General features: G+C 37.2%; 17 protein-coding genes. 6 read left to right on the forward strand and 11 right to left on the reverse strand.

Going from position 1 to position 16,926, the window contains the following annotated elements:
* Positions 1-31: 31 nt before the first annotated feature.
* The 3 genes from OL225_RS19350 to OL225_RS19360 are packed head-to-tail and all read left to right on the forward strand — an operon-like array spanning position 32 to position 2,194.
* On the forward strand, positions 32-784 hold the full coding sequence (locus OL225_RS19350; protein WP_047377303.1) for an MlaE family ABC transporter permease: 753 nt from the start codon (positions 32-34) through the stop codon (positions 782-784).
* Positions 784-1,599 (forward strand): ABC transporter ATP-binding protein, encoded by an 816-nt coding sequence (locus OL225_RS19355; RefSeq protein ID WP_047377302.1) that lies wholly within the window; start codon positions 784-786, stop codon positions 1,597-1,599. The genes OL225_RS19350 and OL225_RS19355 overlap by 1 nt, the downstream gene beginning before the upstream one ends.
* Positions 1,583-2,194, forward strand: coding sequence for an outer membrane beta-barrel protein (locus OL225_RS19360; RefSeq protein ID WP_047377301.1), 612 nt, complete (start codon positions 1,583-1,585; stop codon positions 2,192-2,194). Before OL225_RS19355 ends, OL225_RS19360 begins: the two co-directional genes overlap by 17 nt.
* Positions 2,195-2,228: 34 nt before the next feature.
* Here OL225_RS19360 and OL225_RS19365 read toward each other — a convergent pair whose 3' ends face one another.
* Both OL225_RS19365 and OL225_RS19370 read right to left on the reverse strand, forming a co-directional pair.
* Complete coding sequence (locus tag OL225_RS19365; RefSeq protein ID WP_149835431.1) at positions 2,229-2,540, reverse strand: hypothetical protein; 312 nt, start codon at positions 2,538-2,540, stop codon at positions 2,229-2,231.
* 86 nt (positions 2,541-2,626) lie between these two features.
* A complete protein-coding gene (locus tag OL225_RS19370) occupies positions 2,627-3,433 on the reverse strand; it encodes a M48 family metallopeptidase (protein ID WP_264519276.1) in 807 nt (268 codons plus the stop codon).
* 105 nt (positions 3,434-3,538) lie between these two features.
* Between OL225_RS19370 and OL225_RS19375 the strand changes: the two genes are divergently transcribed.
* Positions 3,539-4,087 carry a DUF4251 domain-containing protein gene (locus OL225_RS19375; RefSeq protein ID WP_264519277.1) on the forward strand — a complete coding sequence of 183 codons (549 nt, stop codon included), beginning with the start codon at positions 3,539-3,541 and terminating at the stop codon, positions 4,085-4,087.
* On the opposite strand, the gene meaB is transcribed toward OL225_RS19375, so the two are convergent.
* Positions 4,084-5,076, reverse strand: coding sequence for a methylmalonyl Co-A mutase-associated GTPase MeaB (gene meaB, locus OL225_RS19380; protein WP_264519278.1), 993 nt, complete (start codon positions 5,074-5,076; stop codon positions 4,084-4,086). The genes OL225_RS19375 and meaB overlap by 4 nt on opposite strands.
* 200 nt (positions 5,077-5,276) lie before the next feature.
* Here meaB and OL225_RS19385 point away from each other — a divergent pair, with 200 nt between their 5' ends.
* On the forward strand, positions 5,277-5,570 hold the full coding sequence (locus OL225_RS19385) for a c-type cytochrome (protein WP_264519279.1): 294 nt from the start codon (positions 5,277-5,279) through the stop codon (positions 5,568-5,570).
* A gap of 20 nt (positions 5,571-5,590) precedes the next feature.
* A complete protein-coding gene (locus tag OL225_RS19390; protein WP_034692685.1) occupies positions 5,591-5,878 on the forward strand; it encodes a c-type cytochrome in 288 nt (95 codons plus the stop codon).
* A 158-nt stretch (positions 5,879-6,036) separates the two neighbouring features.
* On the opposite strand, the gene OL225_RS19395 is transcribed toward OL225_RS19390, so the two are convergent.
* The 8 genes from OL225_RS19395 to OL225_RS19430 form a co-directional block, all read right to left on the reverse strand.
* The gene (locus OL225_RS19395; protein WP_047377295.1) at positions 6,037-6,543 is read right to left on the reverse strand and encodes a tetratricopeptide repeat protein; all 507 of its coding nucleotides are present in this window, start codon (positions 6,541-6,543) and stop codon (positions 6,037-6,039) included.
* Complete coding sequence (gene prfH / locus OL225_RS19400) at positions 6,530-7,228, reverse strand: peptide chain release factor H (protein WP_264519280.1); 699 nt, start codon at positions 7,226-7,228, stop codon at positions 6,530-6,532. Before prfH ends, OL225_RS19395 begins: the two co-directional genes overlap by 14 nt.
* A 3-nt stretch (positions 7,229-7,231) precedes the next feature.
* Positions 7,232-7,777, reverse strand: coding sequence for a hypothetical protein (locus OL225_RS19405; protein WP_264519281.1), 546 nt, complete (start codon positions 7,775-7,777; stop codon positions 7,232-7,234).
* A gap of 107 nt (positions 7,778-7,884) precedes the next feature.
* The gene (locus OL225_RS19410) at positions 7,885-9,276 is read right to left on the reverse strand and encodes an RtcB family protein (RefSeq protein WP_264519282.1); all 1,392 of its coding nucleotides are present in this window, start codon (positions 9,274-9,276) and stop codon (positions 7,885-7,887) included.
* 27 nt (positions 9,277-9,303) lie between these two features.
* Positions 9,304-10,041: a hypothetical protein gene (locus OL225_RS19415; protein ID WP_264519283.1), complete on the reverse strand. Its 738-nt coding sequence runs from the start codon at positions 10,039-10,041 to the stop codon at positions 9,304-9,306.
* A gap of 406 nt (positions 10,042-10,447) precedes the next feature.
* Positions 10,448-11,434: a M28 family peptidase gene (locus OL225_RS19420; protein ID WP_052184711.1), complete on the reverse strand. Its 987-nt coding sequence runs from the start codon at positions 11,432-11,434 to the stop codon at positions 10,448-10,450.
* Between the two features lie 44 nt (positions 11,435-11,478).
* Entirely contained in the window at positions 11,479-13,599 is a 2,121-nt protein-coding gene (gene scpA / locus OL225_RS19425; protein WP_264519284.1) for a methylmalonyl-CoA mutase, read from the reverse strand.
* Between the two features lie 138 nt (positions 13,600-13,737).
* A complete protein-coding gene (locus OL225_RS19430) occupies positions 13,738-16,791 on the reverse strand; it encodes a zinc-dependent metalloprotease (protein ID WP_264519285.1) in 3,054 nt (1,017 codons plus the stop codon).
* Positions 16,792-16,926 lie beyond the last annotated feature (135 nt).

Genomic DNA, 16,926 nt, shown 5'->3' on the forward strand with positions numbered 1-16,926 from the left:
CTAATTAAATAAAAAAGTCTAATTTAGCAGTATGTTAAAAAAGTTTTTCACAGCAGTAGGGGAATACATGATCCTCTTGGGAAAATCCCTTCGGAAACCTCAGAAAATGAGGGTTTTCTGGAAGCTGTTCATGAGAGAAATTAATGATTTGGGAGTAAATTCTTTCGGACTTGTCATCTTCACATCCATATTCGTTGGAGCTGTAGTGGCTATTCAGATGTTCAATAACTTTGATGCTTCTTCTTTTCCTATTCCACCTTCATTTGTGGGATATGCTACGAAGGCGGTTTTGGTATTGGAATTTGCCCCTACTATTATCAGTCTGATTCTGGCGGGTAAAGTAGGTTCATATATTGCTTCCAGTATTGGAACTATGAGAGTTTCTGAACAGATTGATGCATTGGACATCATGGGAGTAAACTCACCCAATTTTCTGATACTTCCTAAAATTATCGCCTGTATGCTGTTTAACCCTCTTCTTATTGCTATCAGTATCGTATTTGGTATTGGTGGAGGCTATATTGCCGGGATTTTAACAGGGAACTGGACAGAAAACGACTATATCGTTGGTATTCAAATGTATATGCCTAATTTATTTATTTACTATGCATTTAGCAAAACTATCGTTTTCGCTTTTATCATTGCAACAGTTCCTTCCTATTTCGGATATTTTGTGAAAGGAGGATCTCTGGAAGTGGGAAGAGCCAGTACGCAGGCAGTGGTATGGACAATGGTATTTATTATCATTTCTGAATTAATTTTAACCCAATTAATATTAAGCTGATGATTGAGGTAAAAGATCTTAAAAAAAGTTTTGGTGATGTTGAAGTACTTAAGGGAATTTCAACTTCATTTGATAAAGGAAAAGTAAACTTAATTATTGGGCAGAGTGGTTCCGGGAAAACCGTTTTTTTAAAAAGTTTATTGAATGTCTATATGCCATCTTCAGGAGAAATCCTGTTTGACGGCCGGGATGTCAATACCATGAACAGGGATGAAAAACAACATCTCCGTTCAGAAATCGGAACCCTGTTTCAGGGAAGTGCATTATTTGACTCCTTAACTGTGGAAGAGAATATTATGTTTCCTCTTGATATGTTTACCAATCTTACCTACAGAGAAAAAAAGAAAAGGGTTTTTGAAGTTATAGGAAGAGTACATCTTGATAAGGCAGATAAAAAATACCCTTCAGAAATCTCAGGAGGAATGCAGAAAAGAGTTGCTATTGCCCGGGCGATTGTCAACAATCCCAAGTACCTGTTCTGTGATGAACCTAATTCCGGGCTCGATCCTTATACCTCTAAGGTAATTGATGATCTTCTTTACGAAATCACAAAAGAATATAATACCACAACCATCATCAATACTCACGACATGAACTCTGTAATGACGATTGGCGAGAAAATTGTATACCTAAGACTGGGAATCAAAGAATGGGAAGGGAATAAAGACATCCTGATTACCGCAGGCAATAAAAATCTGATTGATTTCGTTTATTCTTCAGAACTATTTAAAGAGCTGAGAGAATATTTACTTGAGAATAATAAAACGATTGAAACTACAACTACAAAAATAGACGATAATGAAAAAGGTACTTAGTATAGCGTTAATAGGATTTTCAATGTGGGCTTCTGCACAGATTTCACTGGCAGGTAAAGCTAACTTAATTTTTCCTACCGGCTCTCCTTCGTGGTCCAATATTAAAGGAACAGTGAATGATGCCATTGACGGAACAGGTAAAAATAATGTAGGTTTCAATGTCGGCCTTTCATTAAAAGTAGGTCTTCCTACTTCATTGTTTGTGATGCCGGAAATCTATTATACTCACTTCAAAAATGAGTTTACTACAGAGAACACTACTTTTGATGTTAAAAGCAACCGTATAGATGTTCCGGTTCTTTTAGGATATAACCTTTTGGGGAATATGTTAGGTGTTTTTGTAGGACCTGTTGGAAGTTTTAATTTAAACAAAGACAATACTTACAATGATTTCAAAGAAAATGCTAAAAATGACTTTACAGTAGGTTACCAGTTTGGGGCACAGCTTGAAATCAAAAAACTTATTGTAAATGCAAGATATGAAGGAGCTTTCAGTAAAGACGAAAGAAACTTTATCAACAGAGTTTCCGGTTCGGAAATCAGATATGATAACAGACCTAACCTGTTTATGGTAGGTTTAGGATATAAATTCTAATCAGATATTGAAATAACAACTTTAAACCCTCAAATTAAATTTGAGGGTTTTTATTTTGTTCTTCAAGTTCAGCCTGGCGTTTTGCAATGTCTGCAGCCTGTTTTTCAAGCTCTTCTTTGTCTTTCTGCAGCTGTTTGAATTCTTTTTTCTTCTGTTCCGCTTTTATAGCGCTTCCTTTGCTTACATAACCTACCATTCCTCCAATGATAAGCCCTATTCCTACTCCTGCCATTATTCCCATAATGTGGGAAATTTTTATTTGTTCTACGGCAAAATCAGTAGTTAAATAGAAAAGTAATGCAGAAACAGCCAAAAGTATAAGTCCGGTAATTGATAAACTCTTCATAATATTGTGTTTAGGTGGTTATATAAAAAAGCCTTACCAAATTTACTAAAAATTTAATAAGGCCTTATTCAAGATTAAAATTCTAATTATATTTTTCCTCCCGCAGCCTTATAATATTCTAAAGCTTTCGGAAGATCCTTATTGATATCTGAAATTCTTGTTTCCGGATTCGGGTGGGTAGACAAGAATTCCGGTTGTCTTGAACCTGTAGATGCGGCTTCCATTCTGTTCCAGAAAGGGATTGCCGCTCTTGGATCATATCCTGCCATAGACATCAGGTAAAGCCCCATTTCATCAGCTTCTGATTCCTGGCCTCTTCCGTATTTCAATAATGCCACCTGTGAACCGATAGGATATACCTTCTGGAAAACACTGGCCCATTGTGAATTTGAGATTGTTCCTCCCAGAATAGCACCTCCGTACTGGGCTACCATTGCCTGAGAAATTCTTTCGTTTCCGTGGCCTGCCAATGCGTGGGAAACCTCATGTCCCATTACTACGGCAAGTCCGTTATCGTCTTTGGTAACCGGTAATATTCCGGTATAGACAGCTACTTTACCACCAGGCATACACCAGGCATTCAGTTCGCTGCTTTGCAGAAGATTAAATTCCCAGCTGTAGCTCGCAAGATCTGCTGATCTTCCTATACTCTGATAATATCTTTCTGCAGCGCTTTTAATTCTGTTTCCTACATTTACCACTCTCTTTGCATCTGCCGTACCGGTAATCACCTTACCTTTAGACAATGTCGTCTTGTATTCCTGCGAAGACATTGTTAAAATTTCCGAGTTGTTGGCCAGTTGTAAAGACGATCTTCCAGTAATCGGGTTTGTAGTACAGGCAACAGCCGACAGAGCAATAGCTCCCATTCCTAATAGATGTGTAACTTTCATAGTTTGAGTGTTAATAATTCAACCTTAACAATTTTTATTCCAAAATAATTCAGAAAGAATATATTTGCATACATTTTGCTATTTAAATGTAATAATTATATCATTATGAAAAAGTATATTTCTTTACTGATGATTTTTGGATTTCTGTTCTTTTTTCAGAGCTGTGCTTCACAGGGTTCATTAGATTCGAAAACAGTGGATACACTAATCAATTCTCAGGAGTTTACGTTCCATGCAGAAAGAGCCAATCCTACGAATTATGACGTTATCAATGTCATGAATTCAATGCCTAATGCTACTGCCACGAGAATATTGAATCTGAATGGCGATTATACTATTGACGTAAGTAAAAATACACTGGATGTAGTGCTGCCATATTTCGGAAGGGTATTCAATCCTTCTTATGGAAATACCAGCGATAACAGCTACAGATTTACCTCAAAAGATTTTACTGTAAGTAAAATTCAGAATAAAAAAGGAAAATGGACTTTAAAGTTCAAGCCTAATGATGTAAGAACTGTAGATGAAGTGAATATTGAAATTTTCAAAAATGGTAAGGCTTTCGTTTCTATGAGAAGTAACGACAGACAACCAATTAGTTATGACGGATATATTTCTAAAACTGAGGTAAAACAGGAAAAAGAGAAACCTTAATCTCTGTTTTTATTAGATAGAAATTTTTCAACAAATAATTTTGCTTCAGTACTTGGATTGGAAACCATGGCTGAAGCATTTTTTTTGTGCATATGATAAGCTTCTTCCACTGCATTGCTCTTTTTCATCAGGGATAAAATATATTCCTGAACCCAATATTCAAAGCGTTTTTCAGCTTGCTGAACACGGATTTCTTCAAAACGGCCGCTTTTCTTTTTCAGATCAATAAATTCGAAGATTCCATCATAAACCTCCTGTAATCCTTCGTTATGAAGGGCAGAGCCTAATAAAACAGGGATCTTCCAGCCTTTTTCTTTAGGCGGAATAAAATCCAGCGCTCTTTTTAATTCCAGTCTTGTATTCTTTGCTTTCTGAAGATTGTCCTGATCTACTTTATTGATGAAAATAAGGTCTACCATTTCCATGATGCCGCGCTTTATTCCCTGAAGTTCGTCTCCGCCTCCAATGATTTTAAGGAATAAGAAAACATCGGTAATATCAGCAACAAGGACTTCTGACTGCCCTACTCCAACTGTTTCGATCAAAATATAATCGTATCCTGCTGCTTCACAGATCATCATGGTTTCAAAAGTAGTATTGGCTACTCCACCCAGAAAACCTGAGCTTGGGGAAGGACGTATGAATGCATTCTCTTCCTTCGCAAGTTCTTCCATCCTGGTTTTATCCCCTAAAATACTTCCTTTATTGATTGCAGAACTTGGATCAATAGCCAAGACTGCCACTTTTTTGCCTTGTGTGATAACCAACCGGCCGAAGTTTTCTATAAAAGTGGATTTTCCGGCTCCTGGAACTCCTGTTACTCCTACTCTCACAGAGTTTCCGGTAAAAGGCATAATCTTCTTCAGAAGGTCTTCTGCCTGTATTCTGTGCTCTGCTTTTTTACTTTCAACCAATGTAATAGCTTTTGCAATCAGGCGTTTGTTTCCTGACTGTATTCCTTCTATTAGCTCTTCTGTAGAAAATTTCATTGATTCAAAATTAATAATTAAAATGGGAATGGTCAATACCCCAACCTTAATGATGAAACAAAAGACTTAAAATTTTATTCATTCTGAATTACAGATTTTTCATGAATTTAATTTTTATTTCTTCTAAATTAAAACTATAACGCCCTGTATCAAAGGCTTAAGGAATTTATTACATTTGTTATATCTCAAAAAGAAGAAACATGAAAAAACTCATCGCTGCGGCTTCGTTTACTGCTATTTTGGTGGTTTCCTGTACGCCGAAAGCTGCTACATCCACCGCCACTGCAGGAACATCTACATCTACTGCAGAACAGATTGCTCAAGGAAAAACAATTTTTGAAAACTCTTGTGGAAGATGCCATAAATTACCTGATCCTGCTTCACACAATCCTGTACAATGGGTAGGAATCATGAATTCTATGGCTCCAAAGGCAAAATTAACGGATGAACAGCACCAATGGGTTTATGATTATATTGTTTCTGTAAAGAAGTAATCATCAAACAAAAATAGGATATGAAAAAATTCATTTTAACAGGTATTGCAGCATCAGCATTTCTGGTGTCCTGCGGACCAAAAAGTGTGGCTGTTACAGGGCCAAAGTATACCTCATCTGAGCAATTGGCACAAGGGAAAACTATTTTTGAAAATTCCTGTGCAAAATGCCATAAGCTGCCAGAACCAACCAAGCATGACAACCAGGGATGGATCAATACATTAAGCAGAATGGCTCCAAAAGCTAAACTTACTGATGACCAGCATCAAATGGTGTATGATTACCTGATTTCTGTTAATAAAAAATAAGACTGCCTCAAAATTGTCATTCTGAACGAAATGGAACGGAGTGAAGAATCTCACGCTTATGGTTATCAATGAGATTCTTCCTTCGTCAGAATGACAGAAGTCAAATGATTTGACTTTTGAGGTAGTCATACTATTTTTATTATAAGTTAAAAAGCAGATTATTCCGTCTTTTTTATAGTTCTGTTTCTGGTTACCTTTCCTTTGACAAGTTTCTCTCTATCTTCAAGTATTTCTAGGGCTGCACGGTTGTAAGCAAATTTTTTGGCTTCTTTAAGGGTTCCTAAAGCTTGCTTATACTCAAAGTTTCTTTCCTGCAGAAGGGAGAGACAGTTCAAAATTTCCGATTTGTCAATTCCCTTTAATTTTAAAGCAAATTCAATTAATTTTTCTGCTTCTTTATAATCTTCGTTATTCAAAAGACACTCAATGTAATATTTGGGAGTATTGATATTTCCGATGTTACTCTGCATAGCTTCATCGAAGTATTTTTTAGCTGTTTCATAATCCTTCAATTCTTCTGAATATACTCTTCCCATCAGACAAAGGCTGTCGGCATCTTCAGGTTCATAAGACAGAGCATAGTTCAGAGCATCCATACATTCGGAAAGATTGAATGGAAAATAGTCTAATGCTTCAAAATAGTATTTACTTTTAGTTAAGGTCATGTCTGTAGTTTTTAAGTTCATTTTTTAGGACGTTCCTTTGTTTTTTAAATGTCCTGTCTTCATAATTCTTTTTAAAATCTGTTCCTGAAAATGTACGAACCGGATTTCCCCGTTCCACCTGCATCTGAAGAGACCAGGTTTCTTTTAGTTTTCTTTCCAGCTGCTGAACATAAACAGCCATTACTTTTTCTTTAAGTCTGATAACAGATAGTTTTTTATTTTCCAGCTGCGAACGAGAGTCCTGTACAAAAACAGTTTCATTGGTAGGAATATAAGTAGCACGCACAGCGGTATTCACCTTGTTTACGTTTTGTCCTCCGCTGCCCTGACTTCTCGCTGTCTGAAACCGGATATCTTTTTCATTGAAATCAATCATTTTTACATCGTCCAATTCAAAAATTCCGATAAACCAATTGCTTCTTTTGTGCAGTTTCCTGAATGTACTTTTTCCAATCCAGCAAACACTTCCCAGCCAGTTTTTTAAAAACAGGCTTAAGTCTTTTCCTCTTAAAAGTATGGTCACAGACTTTAGGGTTAGGTTTTCATCACCGTTTTCACGATGAATGATTTCGTATTCTATTGTATTTTGTTTTGCCTCTTCAAGAAAGGTCTTCAGAACCTTGGCTGCTACCCACTGGCATTCTAAAGGACCTCTTCCCGAAGTGATCTGTATTAATTTTTCCATTTTTTATGTTGGCATTTTGCTTAATAAAGGGTTTCCTACCGGATCTATTCCCCTTTGTAATAAATCTTTTGCAGCCATCACTGCCCAGCATTTGTCACTGGAATGAATATTTCTGTAAAACGAAAGTAAAATATCAGGTTTCACAACGGTAAAACCATTAGCTTCAATGGTTTCAAGACCATCCTTTTCAAAGAAGTCTATGGTAATTCTATGAAATTTTTCATTTTCCATCTCAACTGTTTTCTCATACCTGCGAAAGTTTTCTTCACTCGGCAGATGGTCATATCGGGTCCAGACTTTCTGGAACCCTTCCTGCTGAAGAATGATAACTACTTCTGCTACATTTTCTTTTTTTACAAAAACATCAATATCCTTGTGATCATGGGCATGTTTGTATTCTGTATGTCCTGTTTCAGACATGAAATGCCATGTCCAGCCACCTGATATAATGATTTTATCTTTTAATATATTTAAAATTTCGAGCCCTAACCGGATTCTGAATTCCGGCCAGATTTCACCGTATCTTTTTATGTTATGTGGTGCTCCCATTTTTTTGTTTTTTAATTGAACATTTTAAACCTTGTAGATTTTAAAATATTTCCTTGTTAAACCTTATAGGTTTTTGAAACCTATAAGGTTGTAAAGTATTAGACAAATTACCTATCCATTCTCACAATTCTCGGTTGGAATGTTCCCAGAATATCTACCAGCTCACTCTGTGCATTCATCACTTCATTGATATCTTTATAAGCCATAGGTGCTTCTTCTGCATTTCCACCCATCAGGGTAACATTTTTCAATTTCAGTTCTTTTTTGATGTCATGCTGAGTAAAAAGGCTTCTGCATTCCCCTCTTGAATGGGCTCTTCCCGCACCATGAGATGCTGAGTTCAGTGATTCCGGGTTTCCTTTTCCGCGAACAATGAATCCTTTTGCCGTCATAGATCCCGGGATCATTCCCAGTTCATTTTCATTGGCAGGTGTTGCTCCTTTACGGTGAACAATCAATTCTTTACCGTTATGGATTTCTTTCCACGCAAAGTTGTGATGGTTTTCAATTCTGGCTTTTACTCTTCCACCGACTGCTTTTACCAGCCTTCTATGGATATCGTCATGGCATGCTGAAGCATAATCTCCGGCAAGATTCATTGCTGTCCAGTATTCCAGTCCAAGGTGGGTACTAAGATCCAGCCATGCGAAATTTTGAGCTTCTTTTGGTAACGGACATTGTTCTGTTGCCACTCTTGAATAATACTGTGCGATTTCTGCTCCGAGGCCTCTTGAACCGCTATGAGAAAGGATTCCCAGATATTTTCCTTTCGGCAGGCCAATCTGTTTATCTTCTTCGGTGATTTCTACTTCTCCGAATTCAACAAAGTGATTTCCTCCGCCTGAGGATCCCATCTGTTTGATTGCTTTTCCTTTTAATCTTCTTAAGATCGGGATCATATCGAATGTCTCTCTGTCGAAAATCTCATGATCTATGTGAGATTTATGCGTTTCATACATTCCGAATTTTGTATGTTCGGCAAGCGCTTTTTCATATTTATCTCTTGCTCCTTCAAGATATGAAATAGGTGTATCCAAAATGCTAAGGCTCATTCTGCAGCCAATATCCATTCCTACTCCGTAGGGGATTACCGCATTTTCCACTGCCAGAACACCTCCTATCGGAAGTCCATACCCGCTGTGGGCATCTGGCATTAATGCTCCTTGAGTAGAAATAGGCAGTTTCAAAGCAGTATATAACTGATTTTTTGCCTCTTCTGAAATATTGTTTCCAAAAATCTGAAATGAAGCACGTTGTGAATTCAGCATTCTTTTTTCAGTTTTTTTGGATGAAAGCAGGGTTTCTGCAATTTGTCCGAAGGTGAGATCTTTTTCAAAATTCTCCGGATTCAGCAGGATTTCCTTTAAAAGAGATTTTACGTGATGAATATTTTTCGTTGCAAAATTTCTTTTCATGACTTCCAATGCTACGTTTACGCTTTGGTTATTTGGATAGCCCAGTTTTAATATATCTTTTCCTTTTAGTTTTAAATTTCCCATTGTTTTTGTTTTAAATAACAGTTGGACCTATAAGTCCTGTAAGCTTTCTGCAATCTCTGTTGCAGACATTGTGCAGGTTGCATATTTCCTGCCTTTGATAAGTGGAATATCTTCTCTTTTCCTTTTCCATGGATATGATCTGCCATAAATTGTTTTGTGGATAATTCCTACAATTTTATATTGCCCCAAATAATCGTCCAGTTCTGCACATTCTTTTTCTAATTCAAAATTTACAGGTTTATAATGGGTAATCATATTAGGTCTTGTACGCAGGGTAAATCTCCAGGATTCGGTAAATTCGTAGTAAGGCACATAAGTCTTCCGGGCAGAACAGTATTCTTCCTGTTTCAAAAAATACTGTCTCTCCCTTGGAGTAAGCTCCAATTTTGGATCATTCCATGAATATGAAGAGATATGTTTGAGCTTCTGTACTCTTTCTACATATATTCTTCGTCTGAATTTTCTTTTCTTTTTCAAAAACTGACGACTTTCCGAATACATGTAGGTGTTAATCTTCTTCAATATTCCTTCAAAGAAATCTCCGTCTTTAGATCTCAATACATCTTCCCTTACTGCAAAGAATCTTACAAATCCTCTTTGATAAGGTTTATCCAAAGGAATCCATGGGGTATTTCGTCTTATGTCCCAAAGTTCATCACTACGTTGATATTTTTTTCTTATCTGCTTTTCTACATCTTTTCTAATTGTTCTTTTTCTGCTTCTCACGCTTCTCAGCCGGTAAAACAGAAGGTTATCATTTTCCATTGTTTACAGAAGTATGATGCAAGATTGTAGAAACTGAATTCTTTTATCTCACACAACTTTTAATCAACTAAAACACTAGTTGAATGGATTAATAATAGACGGTACAGTGTGAGGATATAATTCACCTGCTTCGTCTGTAATGACACTAAAAAAGATTTCGGGTAAGCCTGGGAGTTTGAAATATTGCGCAATAAAAAACCCGAAATCTCTACGACTTCGGGTTCTGATATTTCATTGTACTGTTATTCTAAGAATGTACCAAACCGCGAAGCCTTACCACCATAAGTGGCAATCCAACTGTAGAATTCTGTTTTGTTCTGAACATTGCTTCGTTGTTTTTTTATTGGTTAAACTTGATTTTCAGGTGCAAATATATAAATTTTTCTGAGAATCAAAATTATTTTTTTCACTTAAGGTGAATAATACTGAGAAAAATAGCATCAATAACTTTTGTCATTCTCTTTGTATCGAGGGTTTCCAGAGTGTCTGTAGGTTTGTGATAATTTTTATTTCTGAAAAAAGATGAATCCGTGATCATGAGTGCCGGAAAATCAAAATTCCAATAGTTGAGATGATCGGAAAAGTCTATTCCAGCCACAAATTTAGGTGCTGAAAAAGTTTCTGCCTTGATCTGCTTTGAACCTTTAAAATTGCTAATAAAGTTTTTTACAAACGGACCTGCCCCACTGAACTTTTTAGCTAAAGTAATAAAGTCTCCTTTATCACCGTAAAACCATGAAAGGATCCCTAAAGGAAAGCTCTGTGATCCTTTTTCATCTCTGAAATATCCAATCATTTCCACGCTGGCCATTCCATACACATCAATATTATTGTCTTTTAAGTATTTCGCATGGACATAACTTCCCATGTTTTCGGTTCTGAAATAAGGAGGTTCTTCCAAGGTATAAGCCACAAGATCTATTCTATAGTTCAGCTTTTGTCCTTTAAGCATTCTTGCCAGTTCCAGGAGGGCTGTAACTCCGGTTGCATTATCATCTGCACCCTGCTGATCTCCGCAAACATCGTAATGAGCGCCTATGATAATCCGTTTTTTGTTTTCTGTTCCAAAAGAGGTAATTACGTTCTTATATATTTTCCCATCCACTTTATATTCCTGGTAAGCGGTGCTGTCGCCATAGGTATTGAAAGTCTGATGAATATAGTCTGCAATGGTATTCAGCTGATCAATATTTTTATGATTACGGAATTGTGGAGTTTGGGTAAGTGCCGTCAAATGCTTTTTAACCATAGCGGTGTCTGCTACAACCCGCGAACTTTGTATCAGTATATTTTCCTTACCTGAACCTAACAGGAAAACCCCGGTAATAATAAATAAGCCTACGAGAAGAAACAGTTTTTTCCTCGTAGGCTTTATTATATTTTTCAGATTCATAGGGTATGCTTTTAATTTCTGTGCTGAAATTAAAGCTTTTCTGTTTATTTTTCTAAAAATCTTTCCAGAATTTCCACTGCACATTTCGGAAGATTGGTCCCAGGTCCGAAAATGAAGTCCGCGCCGTTGGCATACAGGAATTCGTAATCCTGCTGAGGAATTACACCTCCTACCACAATGGTGATATCATCTGCACCCAGTTTGGATAATTCTTCCACAACCTGCGGAACTAATGTTTTGTGTCCGGCGGCCAATGATGATACTCCTAAAATGTGAATATCATTTTCTACGGCCTGTTTAGCTACTTCTTCCGGTGTCTGGAACAATGGAGCAACATCCACATCAAATCCCATATCTGCAAATGCGGTTGCTACTACTTTTGCTCCTCTGTCATGTCCGTCCTGTCCCATTTTAGCGACCATTAGTCTTGGGCGGCGTCCTTCTTCTTCTTCAAATTTCTGAGTCAGATGAAGGGCTTTTTCAAAGTATTCGTTTTTACCGGCATTCATTGCGTATACACCAGAGATTGTTTTAATATTTGCTTTATATCTTCCGAAGGTTTCTTCCATGGCATCACTCATTTCGCCAAGGGTAACTCTTCTTCTTGCTGCTTCGATACATAATGCCAGAAGGTTTCCTTTTCCTGTTTTGGCACTTTCACGGATTTCATTGAGGATTTGTTCTACAGCTTCAGTATTTCTTTCAGCTTTAATGGTGTTCAGCCTTTCGATCTGCTTTCTGCGGACTTCTGTATTGTCAATGTCTAAGATTTCTATTTGATCTTGTTTTAATGAGGATTTGAATGAATTGACTCCGATAATGAATTCTTCTCCACTGTCTATTTTAGCTTGTTTCTTAGCTGCAGCTTCTTCAATTCTCATTTTTGGAATTCCGGCTTCAATAGCCTTGGTCATTCCTCCTTCCTGTTCTACCTCATCAATATACCTCATCGCTTCTTCGATCATTTGCTGGGTAAGGCTTTCTACAAGATTACTTCCTCCCATCGGATCTACAACATCGCATATTCCGCTTTCCTGCTGAAGAATGATCTGTGTATTTCTTGCAATTTTTGCTGAATAGTCTGTAGGAAGGGCAATAGCTTCATCCAATGCATTGGTGTGGAGAGACTGTGTTCCTCCTAATGCTGAAGACAACGCTTCTATTGCTGTTCTTGTAATATTATTGAAAGGCTCCTGCTCTGTTAAAGACCATCCGGATGTTTGGGAATGGGTTCTTAATGCGAGAGATTTTGGATTCTGAGGATTAAACTGTTTTAAAAGGGTTGCCCAAATGTATCTTGCGGCACGCATTTTAGCAATTTCCATGAAATGATTCATCCCGATTGCCCAGAAGAAAGATAGTCTTGGAGCGAAATCGTCTACGTTCATTCCTGCTTTGATTCCTGTTCTCACATATTCAAGGCCGTCTGCCAGTGTGTATGCCATTTCAAGTACCGGTGTAGCACCAGCTTCCTGCATATGGTATCCGGAAATAGAAATAGAATTGAATTTTGGAATGTTTTGCGAAGTATATTCAAAAATATCTGCGATAATCTTCATGGAAGGTGCCGGCGGATAGATATAGGTATTTCTTACCATGAACTCTTTCAAAATATCATTCTGAATGGTTCCTGAAAGCAGATCCTGTTTTACACCCTGCTCTTCTGCAGCTACGATATAGAAAGACAAAATGGGAAGTACAGCTCCATTCATTGTCATGGATACTGAAATCTGATCCAATGGGATTTCATTGAAAAGTATTTTCATGTCTTCCACAGAATCGATGGCAACTCCTGCTTTTCCTACATCTCCTACTACTCTTGAGTGGTCAGAATCATATCCCCTGTGTGTTGCTAAGTCAAATGCTACTGAAAGTCCTTTCTGTCCTGCAGCAAGATTTCTTCTGTAAAAAGCGTTGGATTCTTCGGCAGTAGAAAACCCTGCATATTGACGAACCGTCCATGGTTTTTGAACATACATGGTAGAATACGGTCCTCTCAGATAGGGAGCAATTCCTGGAGAAGTCTGCGTTAATGATTCATCTTTTACATCATTTTTTTCATAGGATGATTTGAGTTCAAGCCCGTCTTTTTCAAAATTGTAAATCTCTCTTTCCTGAGGTGATACACTAAAATCCGGTTTTTTCACAGAAATTGTCTTTCGCATTCCAATTATTTTTGTCCCCGTAAAGTTAATTTTTTTGAACGAAACATGAAACTTCTGTTAACGTTCTGTTTTTCTATTTTTTAGGGAAAGAAAAAGGCCGGACAAATGCCCGGCCTTTCTTATTGGTATATCGTCTGCTTATTTTTTGATAAGCTTCGTATTGTAAGTATTTTTGTCATCTTTTATCGTGATTACATACATACCTTTGATTAATGAAGCAACATTAATTCTTTGTCCATCAATCTGCCCTTCCTGAGCTAATCTTCCGTCAGCAGTATAGATTTTATAATCTGCTTTTCCTTTAAGATTTTTCACTTCTACGAAAGTATCTGCAGGGTTCGGATAAATTGAAATTTCGGTTGATTTAACATCTTTTGTTTCGTTTACAGCAAGAGTACCTGTAATTTTCACAGGCAGATCCATTACTGAACCTCCTCCAGTTGAGATGTCTCCACATGCACTTGCTAAAGCAGCAGTATTATACTTTGTAACAATTCTCATTCTTAAAAGCTTATCTCCAGCATATGTTGTTGAAGGCACTGTAAAGTTTTGTGCTCCAAAACTTACACTACCCGGAGGAACTCCTCCTGAAACAGTAATTACTCTTTCAGATATCTCAAACACTCCATTTCTGTTATAATCAATCCAAACAGAAAGATTTAAAGGAACATTCGAGTTACTAAATGCTTGTCTCACTACGGGTGTAATAGCGTATGCTGTTCCCTGAACCAAATTAACAATCTTGCTAGGATCCTCAGATAAATCTTTATATGATCTTAATGAAGGATCATCATAAACAAGGTTTGATATTGTTACTTTTCTGATTGCTCCGACATACGATGTCCCTGAATTCATTATACAGTAATCTATTCCAGTCTTTAAGCCATTTGTTTTAAATACATAATTATTAGAGAATGCACCAGGAACACTATTTACAACAGTTGCTACCTGTACTTCATAATTTGTTTCATCTTCAAGACCTGTTAATACAACTGAATTCGTTGTACTTGTTGTATTTGACCAGCTTGAAACGCCTTGTTTTCTATAGTTAACAGAATAAGTTGCTCCAGGTACGCTATTCCAAGATGCTCTGGCTGTTGTCTTAAACACCTCTGTGCTTATTGTTGTAAGCCCTGTTGGAGCAGCAGTTGTAGAAGTAGGTGCATCTGCAACAGTAACCTGAGGAGAAACGGCATAGAAAACGTTACCAATTGATGATACTCTCAACTTAATTGGTGTCGTAATTGTATTTGGCATCTGCACTGTGAAGCTACCTGTATTAGGTGTAGAAGCTACTAAGTCTGTCCAGGTTGCTCCATTATCTGAAGTATAATCAATCTTTACGTTAGGTGAGTTATAAGGAGCTGTATTTGTATTGGCTACTTCCCACTGAATAACGTTATTAGCATTTTTATATAATACTGATGATGCAGTAAGTCCGTTAAACTTAAAAGGACCATCATTTCCAATGACTGTATTAACTTCTGAAGAAGATAGCATTGGTCTTTGTGCGTTTTGATCTCTAACAGTTACGGCATAACTTACCGTTCTAGGAACATAAGATACAGTTTCCCAATTTGGATTAGGATTATTTGCAGCATCAGTTTTATTAGTCAGAATTCCATTCATCACTAGAGGAAGGCTTGGGAAATATCTTCTTCCACTAGCTGTTCCAAAACGTGATCTTGTTAAAGCCCCCTGTGTATTGTATCCCCATCCTGTATCTCCGGAAATTGAAGCTAGGGCGGTAACACTATTTGTCTGCTCCCATGTGTAATTAATAGCATCTCCTTCTGCATCTGTTGCGGATGCATCAAGATAATAGGCGGTTCCTTTAGGAACTGTATATGACGTAAGTGCCGCTATTACAGGTGGTGTATTATTAGTAATATTTTCTGACGTACCACATGTTGCAGGCTTACCTTCTAAATTCGTTAAAATCTGATCCACGGATTTATAGTGGAAATAGGCATCTGAAGACATTTGAACATTATCACTTGTAATCCCCGCATATCCCATAATAGTAGTTCCTCCTCCTGGTTCTACATTAACATTACTTCCTTCCGATTTATTTGAAAATGTATGATTCCCTCCTAACTGATGCCCCATTTCATGAGCTACATAATCAATATCAAAAGAATCTCCACTTGGAACATTATTAGATGGTGAAGTAAACCCTGATCCTTTACCCGCAGGTACACTAGTGGTAGGGTCGACACATATACAACCTATACATCCGGCATTTCCACCTCCTCCTGAAGCACCGAATAAGTGTCCGATATCATAGTTTGCATTAGTTACCCCAGCTGTCATAGCATTCTGAAGTTCAAGATTCCAAGCTCCAGCTACACCATCATCAGCAATTGAATAAGGGTCTGTATTTGGATCTGTATAGATAACATTCGGGAAGTTCTGAACCAATAATTTTATTCCAAAGTCTTTTTGAAATACTCCATTCACACGGCTCATCGTGTTGTTGATTGCAACCAATGCCGGGGCTCTCTTTTGATCATCAGTAGCTGTAGCAGGTACACCAGCCAAATTCATAAAGTATTGGGTATATTCTCCTGTAACAGAAACTGCTAACCTGTAAGTTCTGAATTTTGTACTTGATGGTCTGTTAGTGATTCCTACGTTAGAAAGAGTCTTTTTTCCATTAGCTTCTAATGCTTTAATGTCTTTAAAATTCTTTTCATCTGTAGCACATTCAAATCCGTGTTCGCTTTCTGTTCTGTTTGTTTTATAGAAAACACCATAAACCTGTTTATCTGTAGTAATAGGTTCTATGAACTGAAACTTTCCGTCTTTGATAATCATTGACTGCATTTCAGTAGGTGCAGTACTGAATCTTACGTATTTCCCTGGATCATCAACTCCTACTCCTACATAAGACCCTAACTGATATCTGTCTGCCATAGATTTTTCCATAACAGGGTCGCTATATACTGCAAACTTTTCAATCTTTCCTTCTGCAGTAGGCAGAGATACAATAACAGCCTGAGCTCCTTTTCCTGTCTCTACAGCATCTTTTAAAATATTCCTAAGCGACTGAAGATCAAACCTGTAAGAGTATTGAACTTCTACTTCTTTTCTGATCTGAGATGTTCTTTGTGAGGCCGGTTCCCACCTCTGTGCATTAAAACTGGACAATCCAGCAGCCAATGCACAAACCAGTAAAATTCTTTTTTTCATAATTATTGAATTAATTTAGAATTAATAAACTTTAAATATCCGCCATAAAAATACTAATTATAAACACAACAACATAGAAAAAACGGCTTATTTTAAATTAAATAAGCCGTTTTTTTGAAATATTTCTATTTCATA

Source organism: Chryseobacterium viscerum, from assembly GCF_025949665.1.
In the GTDB taxonomy this organism is placed as follows: domain Bacteria; phylum Bacteroidota; class Bacteroidia; order Flavobacteriales; family Weeksellaceae; genus Chryseobacterium; species Chryseobacterium viscerum_A.